This window comes from Lysinibacillus sp. LK3 (assembly GCF_001043675.1).
GTDB classification, from domain to species: domain Bacteria; phylum Bacillota; class Bacilli; order Bacillales_A; family Planococcaceae; genus Lysinibacillus; species Lysinibacillus capsici.
Genome location: NZ_LDUJ01000004.1, coordinates 81,510 through 98,523, shown reverse-complemented (window position 1 = coordinate 98,523; position 17,014 = coordinate 81,510). Strand labels below are relative to the sequence as shown.

At 33.0% G+C, this 17,014-nt stretch carries 14 protein-coding genes; 5 read left to right on the top strand and 9 right to left on the bottom strand.

Annotated elements, in window-relative coordinates; translation table 11 throughout:
- Nucleotides 1-145: 145 nt before the first annotated feature.
- Both VK91_RS03835 and VK91_RS03830 read right to left on the bottom strand, forming a co-directional pair.
- Nucleotides 146-445, bottom strand: a complete 300-nt coding sequence (locus tag VK91_RS03835) for a hypothetical protein (RefSeq protein ID WP_048390948.1) — start codon at nt 443-445, stop codon at nt 146-148.
- A gap of 1 nt (nt 446) precedes the next feature.
- Nucleotides 447-737 carry a hypothetical protein gene (locus VK91_RS03830; protein ID WP_048390945.1) on the bottom strand — a complete coding sequence of 97 codons (291 nt, stop codon included), beginning with the start codon at nt 735-737 and terminating at the stop codon, nt 447-449.
- A 115-nt stretch (nt 738-852) separates the two neighbouring features.
- Between VK91_RS03830 and VK91_RS03825 the strand changes: the two genes are divergently transcribed.
- The 5 genes from VK91_RS03825 to VK91_RS03800 all read left to right on the top strand — a co-directional run bounded on the left by VK91_RS03825 (nt 853) and on the right by VK91_RS03800 (nt 5,703).
- The gene (locus VK91_RS03825; RefSeq protein WP_048390943.1) at nt 853-1,197 is read left to right on the top strand and encodes a helix-turn-helix domain-containing protein; all 345 of its coding nucleotides are present in this window, start codon (nt 853-855) and stop codon (nt 1,195-1,197) included.
- 1,703 nt (nt 1,198-2,900) lie between these two features.
- Complete coding sequence (locus VK91_RS03815; RefSeq protein WP_048390941.1) at nt 2,901-3,542, top strand: hypothetical protein; 642 nt, start codon at nt 2,901-2,903, stop codon at nt 3,540-3,542.
- 12 nt (nt 3,543-3,554) lie between these two features.
- A complete protein-coding gene (locus VK91_RS03810) occupies nt 3,555-3,827 on the top strand; it encodes a ParB N-terminal domain-containing protein (protein ID WP_048390939.1) in 273 nt (90 codons plus the stop codon).
- Between the two features lie 26 nt (nt 3,828-3,853).
- The gene (locus VK91_RS03805; protein WP_048390937.1) at nt 3,854-4,762 is read left to right on the top strand and encodes a ParB/RepB/Spo0J family partition protein; all 909 of its coding nucleotides are present in this window, start codon (nt 3,854-3,856) and stop codon (nt 4,760-4,762) included.
- Nucleotides 4,763-4,782: 20 nt separating this feature from the next.
- Complete coding sequence (locus VK91_RS03800) at nt 4,783-5,703, top strand: ParB/RepB/Spo0J family partition protein (RefSeq protein WP_048390934.1); 921 nt, start codon at nt 4,783-4,785, stop codon at nt 5,701-5,703.
- A gap of 225 nt (nt 5,704-5,928) precedes the next feature.
- On the opposite strand, the gene VK91_RS03795 is transcribed toward VK91_RS03800, so the two are convergent.
- From VK91_RS03795 to VK91_RS03765, 7 genes are all read right to left on the bottom strand, one after another.
- Nucleotides 5,929-6,996: a DUF4145 domain-containing protein gene (locus tag VK91_RS03795; RefSeq protein ID WP_053075679.1), complete on the bottom strand. Its 1,068-nt coding sequence runs from the start codon at nt 6,994-6,996 to the stop codon at nt 5,929-5,931.
- Nucleotides 6,996-7,775 carry a hypothetical protein gene (locus tag VK91_RS03790; RefSeq protein WP_048390930.1) on the bottom strand — a complete coding sequence of 260 codons (780 nt, stop codon included), beginning with the start codon at nt 7,773-7,775 and terminating at the stop codon, nt 6,996-6,998. The genes VK91_RS03795 and VK91_RS03790 overlap by 1 nt, the downstream gene beginning before the upstream one ends.
- Nucleotides 7,776-7,842: 67 nt before the next feature.
- Nucleotides 7,843-8,058: a YdbC family protein gene (locus VK91_RS03785; RefSeq protein ID WP_048390928.1), complete on the bottom strand. Its 216-nt coding sequence runs from the start codon at nt 8,056-8,058 to the stop codon at nt 7,843-7,845.
- Nucleotides 8,059-8,076: 18 nt separating this feature from the next.
- Nucleotides 8,077-11,031, bottom strand: coding sequence for a DEAD/DEAH box helicase family protein (locus VK91_RS03780; RefSeq protein ID WP_048390925.1), 2,955 nt, complete (start codon nt 11,029-11,031; stop codon nt 8,077-8,079).
- Between the two features lie 12 nt (nt 11,032-11,043).
- Nucleotides 11,044-13,038: a site-specific DNA-methyltransferase gene (locus VK91_RS03775; RefSeq protein WP_048390923.1), complete on the bottom strand. Its 1,995-nt coding sequence runs from the start codon at nt 13,036-13,038 to the stop codon at nt 11,044-11,046.
- The gene (locus tag VK91_RS03770; RefSeq protein WP_048390921.1) at nt 13,031-13,759 is read right to left on the bottom strand and encodes a DUF4391 domain-containing protein; all 729 of its coding nucleotides are present in this window, start codon (nt 13,757-13,759) and stop codon (nt 13,031-13,033) included. The genes VK91_RS03775 and VK91_RS03770 overlap by 8 nt, the downstream gene beginning before the upstream one ends.
- Complete coding sequence (locus VK91_RS03765; protein ID WP_048390919.1) at nt 13,756-17,010, bottom strand: helicase-related protein; 3,255 nt, start codon at nt 17,008-17,010, stop codon at nt 13,756-13,758. The genes VK91_RS03770 and VK91_RS03765 overlap by 4 nt, the downstream gene beginning before the upstream one ends.
- Between the last annotated feature and the right edge of the window lie 4 nt (nt 17,011-17,014).

Genomic DNA, 17,014 nt, shown 5'->3' with positions numbered 1-17,014 from the left:
GATTAATAAATAGCAATGGAAAACCCCCAACTCATGAAGTGACTCACACTGTCACTTTATTAGAGTTGGGGGTTTTTTGCCTTGAGTAAATTAATATTAATAAAACGTTAAACAATCAATAAAATGACTGCTTAACGTCCAATTATTAAAAATAGATTTTAGTAACAGTAGCTTTTCCTCGAATTACATCTTCCTTTGCTTTCGCTTGACGAACAGTTTCTTCTAACCCTTCAATGTCAGTCGAAGTAGCATCGCCAGCGAGTTGCAAATCAAAGCTAACGAAATTTGAAGAGTAGCCCTTAGCCTTCACTAACTCTTTTAATTCAGTTAAAAAATCGAGATTAATAGCATCGTGTGCAGAGTTGCGTTCTTTCGTGCTATCTTCTTGCGCCTCAACAATTGTACCTAACTGAATTGTAATTTGACCTTTGTACCATTTATGCATTTTATAAGACCTCTTTCATTTTAGAATCAAGTTTTAATCCATCCAGAAAGCCAATTAGATAAATTTGCTGCAGAATATTATGCTGATACTCAAACACTAAATCATGAATTTTTTCTGTAAATTCATCCTTTGCCTCTTTATTCAAGGATAAATTAGATTGATTTAGCAATTTATCGATACTCTGTGATAAACCTTCTTTTTTTACGTTTGAACTAATTTCATACAATACTCCATCAACGCGTTGATTCAAAAATTGTTGCATTGCAGCATTAAAATTATCGATAATAGCCATCTCCTTTTATGCAGTTTTTTATAATTCTCAATAATAGTATAAAACATTAATTATTGATTGTAAAACGGAATAATTGTACGCTTAAATTGACTAATTAACTGGAGTTGATAGGACGATGAATGCTGTCTCAATCGGACGTACAATAAGAAGTTTACGAAAACAAAACAATATGAGTATGCAAGAATTAGGCGATAAGGTCGCACTATCTCAGGCCTCAATCTCGAGACTAGAAAGCGGTGTCACTGATATAAACTTTGCACAACTATCAAATGTATGTGAAGTATTTGAACTTACACTAACTGAATTTTTTGCTATGGTCGAAAAGCAAATGGACTTAAAATTAGATGTCTCTCCTGTAGAAGTTAAAACAATCGACGATAAATTAATTGATATCATCCAACAGTTATCAGATGATCAAAAAAAGGGGCTGTATGTTTTACTACAACCATATGTAAAATGAAAAAATCGCTACTTAGAATCTAAGTGGCGATTTTTACTTTTTAAAGATAATACCTGGAAGTGTTTTTGCTTCAAATTACTAAATTTACTACTAAAAAAAGCAAAAATTGAATACGCAAAATATACTCAAAGCCGAACTATTTAAAAAAATCCTTATTTACTCTAAAGACTGTTTAATATTAGAATGACAAAATGGAAGAGCAGCGTTAGAAATTGAGCTTATTCCTTTACATGCTGTATATAGAGTTAAAACTTTATTTACTATAGGTAAAACCAAAAGATTGCCTTTAGGAGAGACTCTTAATAGTTACCAATAGTGGTTACCATTACTGGCTCTTTTATAGTAACCAATAGTTTCAATTGATCATATTAAACATATTGCAACTTGACTAAACTGGTCATCCCCCCTTTATAGAAGGGATTCTGAATAGTCACCAGTAATGGTTACTATAGCATTTTTTATAGTAACTATTATTAGTTATCATATTGGCAAATAAGTACTTTCAATAGTATCTATCCGATATCTAGGATTTCAAATGAAGCGGTTTCTCTAATTATTAGGGATCTAGCTATCTGTTATGATGTAAATATAATTACCGATATTTTCCTTACATATTAAATGATAGAAGGCAATAGGGATTTTTTAATAGTGGCAAAAATTAATTATCCATTCTCTTCATAAATTGAATAACTCAAATTTATATAATCATCTACCGTTGTTCCTTCTTCTGGATTTTTTAATGCCCATCCAAACTTCTGATACTCTTTGCCTCCATCCACAAAAATCGAGCCACATTTACAGTACCTAAAATCATAATTATTCTTAGATTTAATTATGTCATTTCATTTTTTCAACGTACTTTATTGCGAATGATTATTTTCATTAATTAAGCCTCCATATTATAATTTTTTTATAAATTTCTAATTTCTTTAATCTATTCAACCATCGTTTCATACACTTAAGGGGGTATAGCTAAGTATACCCCTTTAAGTGTATGAACGACTTCATAACCCCAAACCTATATAAGGCCTTTATACGTCTATGTTTCATACGTGCAATTACATGGCTTCCGAGCAGACAAATATCTCTGAAAAACCCCTATAATGATCAAAAAAATTTATAAGTCACATCACATTTTGGGGACTATTTTGTAATATTTATAGCTTTAATCAGAGTCTTTTAGTGACTTCAAATACCTTAGAATTAAAGGTATTCTATTTCTCAAAGGCACTTACAATTTAGGCATTTATTATTTTATTTATTTTCACTCTTCTTTAACTACAATAATATAAACCACCTTTTTAGCAAATGCTATCAACTTTTATTCCAAGTCTCGTATAAAGTGACTGTTCATCCCCTAATGGCATGTTTGGCTAATAGTTGTTACACAGAATACAACGGTCCTAGCAGCACTGAAAAAAAGAAAAGCAGTTACTAATCTCTACGCTCCGGATTACCGAATGACTAAACTCCCAAACAACTCCTCCAACTTAAAACTCAATGTTTGCAATATAACGATCTCTTTTTAAATTCAAGAACCGGAAAAATTTCTATTCAAAGTACTGTTTATTCCCTAGAAAAGGTATTTATACAGTTATTTAGAACCTTTTTACCGATTCCACCCCGTTTCCTTCTTGGATAAGGACTTAATAACTATTATCATTTCATTATTATTAATTACTTTAGAAAAAGAGGTCTATATAATGAATGATGACATCTTCTTAATATTGTTATCAACAGATTTTAAAGACATAAAGTCCATTACTCATCTAGCTCATAAGTTACCTTTTAAAGGCGAGTATATAAGTATGGAAGATTTTTTTCCTTTGCTTTATAAACTACTTCCTCGAGAAGATCTGAAAAATATCACAGATAAACTTACAGTTGAAAACTTTATTTTTGTGTCTTTTAATAACGCAGGATTCCTAAATAGTCTAACTAATGAAATTAAAATGTTATTAGATGACTTAAAAAAGAAAAGTACATCTGGAAATGCTATAAACCGAATATATAGCTTGATTAACTCAGAGATTTCTGTTGTTAATCCTGAACTGCAAATTGTACCAATACTTACAGATGCTTCACCTATACTTACTTTTAAATTTAATACTGTACGAGAATATCTCTTTTTTATTACCGCTAAATACATCCACATGAAAAAAGAATATTACATTTGTAGCTTCTGTAAAGAGCCTATTTTTAATGTTACACCAAAACAAAAAAGTAATTTAAGCAATCATAGAACCATTCTCCATCCTCACTGCCGAGATGAATATAAAAAACAAAAAGATCGTGAAAGAAAAAGAAAAGCTTCAGAAAAACAAAAACTAATTTTGAACAAATAGGAGTCTATAACTATGCTAACTAACAAACTCATTCAGGCTGATATAAATAGAGTCATTCTTAATCCCAAAAATCCTAAAAAGGACCCTAATTTCAAATCAAAAGAAATGAAACAAATTCTTAAGACTAAAGGGTTTGAAGAAGCTATCTTTGCTTATAAATCTGGTCCTTTTTATTGCATACTCAGTGGTGACAGAAGATGGCAAGCGAGTCAGTCTTTTGAGATGAATATTATTAAACAAAAAGATCGTGAAAGAAAAAGAAAAGCATCAAAAAACAAAAACTAATTTTGAACATATAGGAGTCTATAACTATGCTAACTAACAAACTCATTTGGGCTGATATAAATAGAGTCATTCCTAATCCCAAAAACCCTAGAAAGGACCCTAATTTCAAATCAAAAGAAATGAAACATATTCTTAAGACTAAAGGGTTTGAAGAAGCTATCGTTGCTTATAAATCTGGTCCTTTTTACTGCATACTTAGTGGTCACAGAAGATGGCAAGCGAGTCAGTCTCTTGGATTGAAAGAAATCCCTATTTATTTAGTTCCAGAACCTAAAAACACCTTGGAAGAATTAGAAAGATTGGGATCAATTCAAGGTAATCAAACTGATTGGAGTCCATATGAATGGATTACGCACACTATAAATTTATTTGAAAATGATTTAAATTCTAAAATCGAAGATATTGCAATTAAATTAAGTGAGTCTATTCCCACAATAAAAAAACGCATTGCTGTGGGTAAGTTTTACGAGAGAAATGAAATTGAAGTTCAGTTAAACAATAATACCTACTCTGTAAATATGTTAGATACCATTCGCCTATGGTGTTTAAGAGTGAAAAAATTCCATCCCAACTTGTACCATGATTTAGGCGAAAAATATATTAAAGAGATAATGCTTAGAAAATTTGAAAACAAGTGTCTACACAGTGAAATTTTAAAGGGCAATTATATAGAAAAGGCTACCCAAAATGAGTTAATGACTTTTCTCTTTGACCCAAACAAGAAAATATCTTCTTTTATACAGGAAGTAAATTTATTAAATAACACAACTAAAAATTATGATGTCAAAACAAATGTATCCATCATAAAAAAGGCGACAAAAAACATTAATGGTATTAAATACAACAGAAAAAATGAAGCATCAAAAATACTAGATGAAATCAGGAACTTAGAGAATCAAGTTGAAACCTTATTAAAAAAATTAAATTCTAATTAATAACAGATAGGAGTAATCAAATGACACGTTTACATTTAAAATATATCCCTATAGAACAAATAAAACCCAACCCTTTAAACCCCCGCAAAGACTATAAAATTGACTCTGAAAAATTACAACGTATTCTTGAAAATCGTGGATGGGAAACTGCTATCACTTGCTATCCGAAAGATGGAAAATATATTATTTTATCTGGTCATCGTAGACATTATGCAGCTAACCAAATTGGAATGAAGCAAATACCAGTATATGTTGTTTCTCCTCCTGAGAGTATTGAAGAAGAATTAGATAGACTTTCTTCAGCTCAAAGAGGTAAGGAGGATTGGACTACCTATGAATGGGGGAAATATATTTTTGATCTTTCTAATAATAGTACAGAAAATTGGACTATGAAAGAGCTTGCATATAAAACGGACAAAGGAGTGAAAGTTGTACGAGAAGCTTTAAAAGTTTTTAATTATTATCCTCATATGGATATTGAAGAAAAACTTCAGAAAAAGAATCTTTCCATTACTATATTAGCAAGAATAGTAGATTTTATTGGGCAATTAAAACAACATCACCCTGATATTGTAGAGGAACTTTCTGAACAAATGATTCGTGATAGTCTAGTTAATAAAGCTGAACATAAAAGAATTACTTCCAATCATTTGAGATCAGACAAATTGTTAGAAAATGCTCCTAAATCCGTTCTAAAAACATTTTTTAGAACACCTAAAATGAATTATATGGAAGTATATTCTTTGATTGAAGAAGATGAATTAATGATTGATTCAAAAATTAAAAGAGAGATTAAAACATTACAAAAAAGAACTACCGAAATTTCTCAAATGGACACTAATAATACTGAAGACTCCATTAAATTGTTTAAAGAGCTAGAATCACTAGACATTTTTATTAAGTTGAAAAAAGAAGAACTTGAGGAATACTTAAATAAATAACTATATTTGTACATGTGCCAAATCTTTAAAGGCATATGTACTTTTAGTCAACCCTTTAATATATCCTTCTTCCTTCGTAACACTTACTGGAGGCCAGAACCGATGAATGGGTAATTAGGTTATCTTCTTACACTTTATTTGCTTGTAGCATATTTTCTTCTTTTATATATTTCTTTATACTAGAGTAACACTTATTTAAGCCATCCCTATCATCCTTTACTAACCTTAAATCTCAACCTTTGTAAACTCCATTCCCTTCACCTTCAGCTGATTAAATAAATTCGCTAATGCAGTCTCGCCAACATTACGGTACTTGCCTAATAGCACCAGCTCTTTCGGGAAATCTTTAACATGGAAGAAACCTTGCTCTTGTAACGAGTTAAGCAAGCTTGTTTGACCAGGAAAATTGTCCTTTGTTAACGCAACATTGCCTAATGCTTCTGTTAAAATAACAAAATCTGATTTGTAAAATAACAAGACTTCCCCGCGATATTGCTCCATTACTATTTTGCGTTTTTGTTCTTCTTCAATGAATAATCGTAATTCTTCAAAAAAGCATTCATCATTCGCTTCTTTAAAACGCTTCACATACTGGTAAATACCGTCTAATTGATATGGCAGTTCACTCATAATACGTGCTTGTTGTTCGCCATTCAAACGGATTAAAAACGTTGTCGATTTTGGGAAACGTTGTGGCAATAAAAATGCATCACGTAAAAAATCAGGTATCTCAACAAATTGATCTTTATAGTAAATTCTGCGACTAACCTTTTGCTCAGTTACAACATTTTCTGACATCGGCTCTTTTTGCACAAACGTCTGCATTAATGCTTCAATATGTTCGATTAAATATTCACTATCAGCCGCGCTTTTCTCAGGAACCGGCTCAATATATTCAGGCACCTCAATATCTGGTAATGCATATGTTTCGATAAACCATGTCAAAATCAAATGTTGATACTCCCAACAAGTTAATGCTTCTCGAATTAACATTTTACGCGTTCCATCATGACTTGCTATGTTTCCTTGGCGGCGAACGAAGTGAATCGCATTATCTGTTGTTGGCGTAATGATGCCTTCATTTTTTAACTTCATTTGTAATTCGCTGAAATTTAACTCGCTATGTTCAAGCCCTTCAAATTGCGTAACTTGACGAACTAAGGTTTCCGCCATCGTTCGTGTTGTTTGCATCGCTGCTCTAGGTGAAACAAAAAGGAGCTTTTCGATATCTTGTGTTAACTCTGCTAAACTTTGATTAATTCCGTATAAAATTTCTTGTAACTTTTGCGACACTATTTCACACCTACCTGCTTAATTTTTTCAATCAAATATGGAATTTTTTCTTTATACTTGTCTTTATTTGCTAAGCGTAAAGAGTACTCTAGCTTTTTCAAATGATACATTGCTTCTTTTGGTAATTGTTCGAGTATGATGTTGTTTTGATGCAATAGTAGATTCATTTCCACTTCAGATGAGTACAGATGTACTTCTTCAAGAGCTTGTCCAGTCCAAAAATACGCTCTTACTTGGAAATCGTAATCTTTATAATAACCTGTAATGATTTGTCCATTTTCACTTTTTAGCTCATGCTTAGGAAGGTCATCTGTCAGTTTTCCTTTTTTGTCAAAAAAGCGATATTGTGTATCCGTGGCATATTCAAACTGAAGTTTAGCATTCGAATCTTCCGCTTCATTTTTTACGACAGCAAAAATTATTTGTATGTGGTTTGTCCCGATAGATTTTGCAAATCGAACATCACCAACACTTGGATCCGCCCAAGAATCGAACAGCTCATCATATGGATGACTATGATAATATGCTACAAAATCACTCGTAGTTACTAGCTTTCTCGCTTCTTGAAGCATGCTATTTACATATTCATCTGGCATTACACTATCTGCTGTTTTCTCAATGACATTCCCAATTGGAAACGAATATTCACCGATTGATTTTTCATTTTGCTCACCAAATATTAAACCAAAGCATTCCTTTTGCTGACCGCGCTTTGGATAATGGCTAATGCAGTCAAGTAGCATGGTTATTAATGTATTGTTTATTAATTCTAAGTGCATAAAAAATCCCCCCATACCTTAAAAATAAAAGCGTACCAGTATAAAAACATGATACGCTTTCTTATTGTCATACTTGATTTAATAAGCCCTTTAACGCTTCAAACTCTTCCTCCGACAAAGTAACGCCCTTCCCCATCTTCTCACGGTTTGGCGCCCATTCGCGGATGTCGTACTTCAGTGCATTACCATTCCAGCTAATACGGTTCAGTTCTTTCTTCCAACCCTTCGCTGATTCTGAAAGTACTCCGATATGCTCTACGACTTCGTATTTGATTTCTGCCATTTAAAAGCCTCCTAACATTTAATACACTTGCTCAAGTTCAACTGCTCTTTTGAATGTAATGCCTGTATTGATAGCAGCAAAGTGCTTTTCTCCGCAACGAATTTTTTCTAATTCTGTTTTACGTAAATCTTCTGAAGCAGTACTTCCTTTTGTCTCCACAATAAAGTACAGTTTCTCTTTGCCGTCTTCTTCAACAGATAATGACCAGTCAGGATTATAGTTTCCGAGCGGTGTTTTGATTTTAAAATCTGCAGGCAATTTAATATAAAACTTTACATTAGGATCTTGTTCACACGATTCTGCAAAAGCTCGTTCAATGTTAGAGTCAACAATTACATGATCATATGGAGAACGATTATCTGATACTTTTACAATACTATCTTCATACGATTCAATTTCTTCTTGATTGAATAAGCTTTGATCGTACACTTCTTCTGTTTCTAGTTTTTCATATTTAACGCCATCCACCATCGCTAATCGCTTCGCTGCATTAATAATGCGTGCTGCCTCTAACATATACATTTGTGGGTTACGTTTAAAATCATGTAACGTTCTACTCTGCTTTAAAATAGAAATTATCGTTTTACGAGTCAGCTTTGTTTCTTGTTGAAGCTCCGTTAAAATATCTGGTGCTTTCATATATTCACGCTGAACTGTGTTAAAGCTTGTTTTTACAGTCGTTTCTTCTTCAATACCACTTTCTTCGATCTTCAATTGCTTGCGTTCATATTCTAATTTTTGAATACGTACTGACAATTCATCTTTTAATTTTTTGGCTGCATCTTTAATGAATTGCTCACTATCAAACTGAATCGAATACGTCGTTTTATATTTAATGCGTTCCCACAGTTCGATAAATGGTCCGGTTAGTGCTTCTTTATTTAAACGAACTATTTCTTTTTTTGCATAATCTTTAATTTCAATTTTTTCCGTATTAAACTTCAACTCAATTGCAGCAATAACCTTCTCTGTCATATCAGGTGCAAGAACAGTATATTCTTCAGGGAGTTCAAACACTTGTTCTTTAATAGCTTTCGCTAATGCAACGGTTCCTTTACCTTTTGAATCAATGTATTCTTGCTCAATTAAGTATTCAACAAGTTTTTTTGAATATTCATGACCTAATGGTTTTTGATATCCAGTAAGCTCGTCTACTTCTAACACAAGAGAACTAAAGGTTTCGTTCGTGAAAATACCAAACTCCATACCATCTTTTTCATACTCATGTTGTAAGCCGCTTGCAAAGTCCTCATAACTCTCGTTCGCCATAACCGTTAATGTATTTACTTCGAAGCCATGTACACGCTCACCATTTTGATTGACAGCTATGCGGAGACCTCGACCGATTTTTTGGCGCTTAGTAAGTTCATCTTTCGAATCAATTAACGTACAAATTTGGAAGACGTTTGGGTTGTCCCAGCCTTCTTTTAAAGCTGAGTGTGAGAAAATGAAACGTAATTTATGAGCTGTTTTCGTCTTCCCTTTTTCTTCATCATACATCGTCAGTAAATCTTCTTTGTCTTTCATAATGATTTGGAAAGCACTTTCATCTTTTTCCCCACCATCTTTAAACTTACCTTTTTTATCGATAGAGAAGTATCCGTTATGCACTTCTTCAGCTGGAATATGAAAATCACGTAGCTTTTTATATTTAGGAGATTTTAATACATCCTTATATTCTTCTTCAAAAATGCGGCCATATTCCCCTAAATATGGCTTACCTTCCTCATCATATTTTCGATAGTTCGCAACGTTATCAATGAAGAACAAACTTAACACTTTAATCCCTAGTGAATTCAATTTCCGTTCTTTATTTAAGTGTTCCTCGATTGTTTTGCGAATTTGACCACGCTTTACTTCTAAATCAGCATATTGTGCTTGGCTTAAATAAATAACAGATGGCTCGCCTGAAAACTCGATAGACTCGTTACCTGACTCCGCAGAAATATTAAGTACGGTTCCAATTTCTTTATAAACAGTTAGCTTTGTTTTTTTCTCTAAATCATCGTTTTTCTTTAACGGAATAATTTTTTTCACAATACCTGTTTTCGTTTTTTCTAAAATTTCTACAGATGCTGTAACAGATGTCTTTGTTGCTTTAATGCCTAATAAACGTAAATGAGCTTCATTGCCATCAATGGTACGTTTAACACCAGCTACTTCAATTTGTTTAACTAATTTGTTTTGATATGCTTCAACAGGTCCTAATTTATAAATTAGAGGATAGCCTTCTTCCTTATGTGTTGCAGAGAAACGAAACACCATTGATGGATTTAATGAAGCAATAGCTGCTTTAGAATTGGGTCTTCCATCAACACTTTGTGGCTCGTCAATCACTACAATTGGATTCGTTTCCGCAATATAATCTTTCGGTGAAACGCCATATAAGCTATCACGATCATTACGGTTGAAAATATTATCTTCGCTATTGAACGCTTGAATATTAATAACCATAATTTCAACATCATCGCTCGACGCAAACGCCTGCACGTCATTTAACTTAGAACTATCATACATAAATTCACGATACACAATTCCTTGCATTTGTGTTTTAAAATAATCCTTTGTCATTTGTAGCGTCTTCATTACACCTTCTTTAATCGCTACAGAAGGTACGACAATGATAAATTTCGTAAAGCCATATTTACGGTTCATTTCTAAAATCGACTTTAAATAAACAAACGTTTTCCCTGTTCCCGTTTCCATTTCGATATTAAATTGTGGAAATGGCGTTGGAATAGATTGCGCTATAGGAATACCCTGTTTAATTTGAATTTGCTGTACATTTTGTAAAAGCTTACTTTCCGAGACATCAATTTTATTACCGATACCTTTTTCACCAAACAATTTCCCTTGGGCATCTTGGTCCATTATCGTAAATTCTGATTTACGAATTTGTTGCCCTTCAAATACACTTAATACGGCATTTATGGCATCTGTTTGATACGTTAATTCATCAAATTGAATTTTCATTACTGCTCACCTCTAAATCGTCAACAAGTTATCTTCTGGATAACCTGCATCTTTTAGGATTTCTATACAATTCAATTTATCTGAATCATTGCTGAAACCTGCATCACTGAAAATGACGCTACTTGTCTCTGTACTATGCTCATCACGGCGTGCAATAATCGCTTTAGCAACGTCTGTCGTAATCTCTTGTGATAAACAAATAAACAGACTTCCAAAGGCGATGTCGTAAATCGCTTTACCGTTTACTTCGAACGTTTCAATTGGATATGTTAGTTCTAATCCTTGCTTTAACATAATTTCATACACAATATCTAACTCTGAACGTCCATCAATAAAAGGTGTTTCATATAAATCTAGCTCGTTCTCTAAATTAACAAAATCAACATTCCATTCACGAATATTTGATGTATCAAGTTTTAACACTTTAAACCCAATATCAAGTGAATCTGGATCTATAATATTTTCTTCTAGCATACCTACCTTTTGTTGTTTTTCTTTTAGTTCATCTTTAATTTTCTCTCCAGCTCGACGAATACGTTCTTCACCAATATCACATATAGTGCGATAACCATCTTTATATGTTTCTGATTTTTCATCTAATAATTCTGGAAGTTGAACCATAATAAACTTACGATTACCACCATCTTCAGCATTTAACTGAATCATTGCATGAGCGGTTGTTGCTGAACCCGAAAAGAAATCTAAAACAATTTCATTCTGAGTGTTAATAATAGACATCAGAAACTTTATTAATCCTACAGGTTTTGGAAAATCGAATTCTATGCTTAAGGATTTTAACTCTTTAGCACTATGTCTATTCTCAAATTTATCTAAAATATTTGTTGGTGTTTGACCTTCTTCTTTTCGATCATTTAGCCAAATTTTCGTGTATACATTCCATTTTGATTTATTTCCCTCGGAATCAATTAATACTTTAGTAGGGGATTCAATAAATAGAATATTATTATTAGACTTTTCTTCCAAATAGCGTTCTTGACTCCATCTCCAACAACCATCATCCTTATTAGGTAATACTTTTTCTCCATCAGACTTTATTGTAGGAAAAGTTTCACCTGGTGGAATAACTAAACTGCCATCTGGACATTCAATATAATAACGCTGATTAGGCCTTGAATCTAACGAAGATTGATATAAACCAAATGCACGGTATTTTTCACCCTTTTTAGGACCAATAGTTTCCACTTTATTGTATAATTTTTTTTCTAAATCACTATCAAGTTCACCTTTAAAAGGCTCTAATTTATCGATATTTTTTGCACAAACGATTATATAATCCATATTTGGAGAAAAAAATCTACCTTTGTTACCACCCGTTTTCATTACACGATTAATTAATCCAACAACATTTAACTCCCCAAAAATTTCCTCGCAAATTTTCTTTAGATTGGATAATTCAGCCTCACCAATAGATATAAAAGCTACTCCGTCATCTTTCAATAAGTTTTTAGCGACTTTTATACGTGCATATATCATATTTAACCAATCTGTATGAAATCGTCCATTTCTTTCCGTATTCGTTGAAAGTACATTTCCGTCCGCATCCATTTGACCAGTCTGATCTAGATAATTCTGAACACTATCTTTAAAATTATCTTTATATACAAAATCCTTACCCGTATTATATGGGGGATCAATATAAATCATTTTAATTTTGCCATTATACGACTTTTGTAACAGCTTCAATACTTCTAAATTATCCCCTTCAATATAAAGGTTTTCTGTTGTATCAAAGTCTTTACTTTTTTCTCGGACAGGACGTAATGTACCTTTTGAAGGTTTTTGTGCGCCTTTAATCATTCTTTTCTTGCCATGCCAAGTGAACTGGTAACGTTCCTGTTCTGTTTCTAAAACTTCCCCTAATACCGTTTTTAGCATATCAAAATCAATTTTATTGCCGTCTGTTAAGATTTCTGGAAATAATTCTTTTAAACGTGCAATATTTTGTGCCGTTAAATCTAATGATTCTCCGTTCATTTTATTAACCATTACCTTGCTCCTTTTCTATTAATGCTTTTTTTGCAAGCTTTACTTTATTTGCTGCTTGTTGTAACTCAATACGCTTATTAAGTTGTGTTTCTTTCTTTGCCTGCTTCACGTAATCATCAATTTGTGATTCTATGACAACAAGTTTCTCTAGCACATTATCTTGTAATGAAACTGGTGAATAAATGTTATAACGAGATTGTAATTCAATTTGTAACAATCGCTCAAGCCACGATTCATAAAACCTTTTTAAATTCGTTTTATTAAGGTTTTCAAAGTTCAACTGTTCTTCCACTTGTTGAAGTGTTACAATTTCTTGCACCTCATAAAGAGTTTTACTCGCTAACAAACCATCCTTTTTCTTCTCATGTGTCGCAAACACCCATTTTGTATGTGTTTCATCAAAGAATAAAATAGCCAATGGATTTGGCATAATGCTCATAAACACTTTATAAATTTGTGCTGACTTCTTGAGTTCTTTTACGTTTACTGCTAAAAAAACGATTGAATCGTAACGCTCTGTTTCACTTTCAAATACGTTGATATTCGTATTACTAGTTTGGATTGTCGCTAATATGCGGATACCTCTCGAAACAACATGTTCAGAAATGATTTTTTTTTGAGCAGTTGTTAGCCTGTTTTCCATTTGATTATACGGCAATGTTTTCAGTATTTGTGTTGCTTTCGGAAAATTGATTGCTTTTAATAACTGGCCTTCATTCATTGCACTTCATCCTTTACAACTAAAAATGAAATTAATTCGATTTCATCGTCACCTAAGTCTAGCTGAGCTTGTAATGTATTTGCACCAAAACTAAACAAACTTTCAAATCCAACCTCTTCTTGCTTATCTTTAATAATATTAATTGCTTGCTTAAGTAAATCCTGATAATGCTCCATATCCGTTGCATCACTGGTTTGTTCATTGAACCATTGTACTGCATCATTCTCTGACTCTTTTTTTCCAAGTGCTAATTTACGATAAGCATCTAGTATTTTCTTAGCGTGTGTATAATGAATAAACGCTTCACCTGCATCGGTCACATACAATAAAATATATGGTGCTAAACTGTTATTTTCCATTGCAACTTCTTTATGTTGTTTGAAACAGAAGATGACACCCGGACGAGCTTCTGGCAAATCTGCATTACTAACAACTGCATATAAACCTTTAGGTGCCACTACTAGCTCTTTTTTATACAGTTTTAAAGCGGTTGTTAAATCGCTTTTAAAATCCGTATACGTTAAGTCAGTAATTGAAATTGCACCAGAAACATCTTCTAAGTTTAATACATCATTTTGCAACGCTTTTAACTGGTTTCTACGATATTCTAAATCATTCATTTCCTTAGATGACGTATCTAAAATATCTTCTTCCCCCGAAGCAGAAGTATTTAATATTTTCATACGTCCTTTTACACGTTCTTCCAAATTGATGTATTCATCTAAATCCATATTCGGCCAAAAGTTAACTAGTTGAATTTGTGTATTTGTTGAGCCGATACGGTCAATACGTCCAAAGCGTTGAATTACACGTACTGGGTTCCAGTGAATATCATAGTTAATTAAATAATCGCAGTCCTGCAAGTTTTGTCCTTCTGAAATACAGTCTGTCGCAAAAAGTATATCGATTTCTTCTGTCCGTTTACTGTCCACCTTGTGACGTTCTTTTGACTTTGGTGAAAAGTTTATTAAAATATCGTTAATATCTTTTACTCGAACATCTTTTAATGTACACTTGTTCGTTCCGCTTCCTACAACTAACGCTGAATGAAGCTGTTTATTCAATAAACGCTCTGATAAATTATCGTACAAGTATTTTGCTGTATCAGCGAAGGCTGAGAAAATGATAACCTTTTTATTTTCTGGATTAATTGGATTATCGATTTTTTCACGAATTAAATTTACTAATTGATCTAGTTTTGCATCACGTTCAGTTGAAATTTGTGTTGCTTGCTGTAATAAATCTTGTAATGTAGCTAAATCAGCTCGTAAATCGCCAGCCCATTTTAATGCGTCAATATCATTTAATTGAATTTGCACTTTGTCACTACCAACAGTGATTGCTTCAAGTTGCTCATCATCAAGCTCCGTTGCATCGTCATACTGTTCCGAATATGTTTGCTTGTTTTGAAGCTGTAAAGTTTGAAGTGTCCCTTGCATTCGTGCAACTAACTTTTCAAGAGTAAGCATAAATGCATGAATTGAACTTTCTAAACGTTTGAACAAGTTAACCTTCATTAATGCTGCTACAGCATATTCTCTATCCGTTTGTTTAAAAGTCGATTGACCATCTTTCACTTTTGTGTCATACAGTTCTTCGTAATGCTTACGTTTATGTGGTAAAACATATTTCATCGGTTGATAAATACTAAAACTTAATGACTCTAAACGCTCATTAACTTGGTTCATATCAACGAAACGTTGTTCTATATCTACAACAGTTTTAATGGAGATCGGCTTTAAACGTGTTGGGAAACTACCTATATCTTTGACATTATAGTACTTTTCAATATGCTTACGACTACGAGCAATCGTTAGTAAATCAAGCAATTGGAAGTAGTCTTGCTCAACCATATTTAAAAACTCTTCTGTCGTTCGCTTCGGTGCTGGTAAAGCTGTCCAACGATTAAAAGCCGCTTGAGCCGCGCGTAACGTTTGCTCAATGCTTTCAATACCTTCTTGTTGTAGTGCATGGTCGTTATCTTCCGTTATAAAGGCAATTTGATTTTTAATATCATTCATTTTATTGTTTACGGGTGTGGCCGATAATAATAGCACTTTCGTTTTAACACCTTTTTTAATGATATCTTGCATAAGCTTTTGATAGCGCGTTAGTCGGCCCTTGTGCGCATTGTTATTGCGGAAGTTGTGCGATTCGTCGATTACAACTAAATCATAATTTGACCAATTTACCGTATCGAGACGTATTTCACCTGACATACCGCTTTCACGGCTTAAATCTGTATGATTTAATACATCATAGTTAAAGCGATCTTCATTTAAGACATTTCTTTTATCGTTCTGCGTATAGACAGTCCAGTTATCACGTAGTTTTTTCGGACATAAAACTAGTACACGATCATTTCGCAGTTCATAATATTTAATGACTGCTAGAGCCGAAAAAGTTTTCCCTAACCCGACACTATCAGCTAAAATACAGCCATTATATTTCTCCATTTTATCAATCATGCCGAGTACACCGTCACGTTGGAATGGGTAAAGCTTATTCCAAATGACCGTATCTTTAAAATTGGTTCCCTCTTTAATAATATTGTCCTCTGAAAGACCTTCTAGATTTTCAGAAAAAATATTATAAAGCGTGACAAAATATAGCCACTCTGGTGCATTTTCTTTATAAAAGGCGTCCAGTTGTTGCAATACTTCAGCAGTAATTTCCTTAGATTTTGTTTCATCCTGCCAAAGTCTATCAAACTCTGAGAGCATGTTTTGTGTAACGCCCATCGTTTCTTTCATGACAGTATAACTAGCTTGTCGATTCGAAGGTGTAATGCCTAATCCATCCGCTGTAAATTCAATTTCCGATTGAATAAAAACGTCTTCATCTGTTTTGTTTTTAATCATAATTTGTTTAGGATACGTTACTTCCCCTAAAATCGTTTTAAATTCCGCATTTTCACGAATCCATTCTGATAATTCTCTTGCGATCTGTTTAGCTACCATCTGATTTCGTAAAGGAATTTCAAACTGATTTCCCTCTAACTGAATCTGTTGGCCTTTTCGTTCTACCAATTTAAATTGATTATTTTCATCGATTTCTTGTTTATAAAAAGTTGGCTCTGTATAGAGAAAACGTAAAGATTCACCTTTAGCTAACGCTTTCTTTAACTCTTGAAAGACATTCATACTAAATTTTGCAGAAGCAACTGCAATTTTTGAACCTTTCTTTATTTCATTTTTTATAACTTGGACGAGGGTGTTGTTCCCTTTATTATCGACTAAATCTATTTTCAACCAT

Excerpts from the sequence above, each read along its gene's own strand:
- VK91_RS03835 (WP_048390948.1), bottom strand. The coding sequence starts at position 445 with ATGCATAAATGGTACAAAGGTCAAATTACAATTCAGTTAGGTACAATT.
- VK91_RS03830 (WP_048390945.1), bottom strand. The coding sequence starts at position 737 with ATGGCTATTATCGATAATTTTAATGCTGCAATGCAACAATTTTTGAAT.
- VK91_RS03825 (WP_048390943.1), top strand. The coding sequence starts at position 853 with ATGAATGCTGTCTCAATCGGACGTACAATAAGAAGTTTACGAAAACAA.
- VK91_RS03815 (WP_048390941.1), top strand. The coding sequence starts at position 2,901 with ATGAATGATGACATCTTCTTAATATTGTTATCAACAGATTTTAAAGAC.
- VK91_RS03810 (WP_048390939.1), top strand. The coding sequence starts at position 3,555 with ATGCTAACTAACAAACTCATTCAGGCTGATATAAATAGAGTCATTCTT.
- VK91_RS03805 (WP_048390937.1), top strand. The coding sequence starts at position 3,854 with ATGCTAACTAACAAACTCATTTGGGCTGATATAAATAGAGTCATTCCT.
- VK91_RS03800 (WP_048390934.1), top strand. The coding sequence starts at position 4,783 with ATGACACGTTTACATTTAAAATATATCCCTATAGAACAAATAAAACCC.
- VK91_RS03790 (WP_048390930.1), bottom strand. The coding sequence starts at position 7,775 with ATGCACTTAGAATTAATAAACAATACATTAATAACCATGCTACTTGAC.
- VK91_RS03785 (WP_048390928.1), bottom strand. The coding sequence starts at position 8,058 with ATGGCAGAAATCAAATACGAAGTCGTAGAGCATATCGGAGTACTTTCA.
- VK91_RS03780 (WP_048390925.1), bottom strand. The coding sequence starts at position 11,031 with ATGAAAATTCAATTTGATGAATTAACGTATCAAACAGATGCCATAAAT.
- VK91_RS03775 (WP_048390923.1), bottom strand. The coding sequence starts at position 13,038 with ATGGTTAATAAAATGAACGGAGAATCATTAGATTTAACGGCACAAAAT.
- VK91_RS03770 (WP_048390921.1), bottom strand. The coding sequence starts at position 13,759 with ATGAATGAAGGCCAGTTATTAAAAGCAATCAATTTTCCGAAAGCAACA.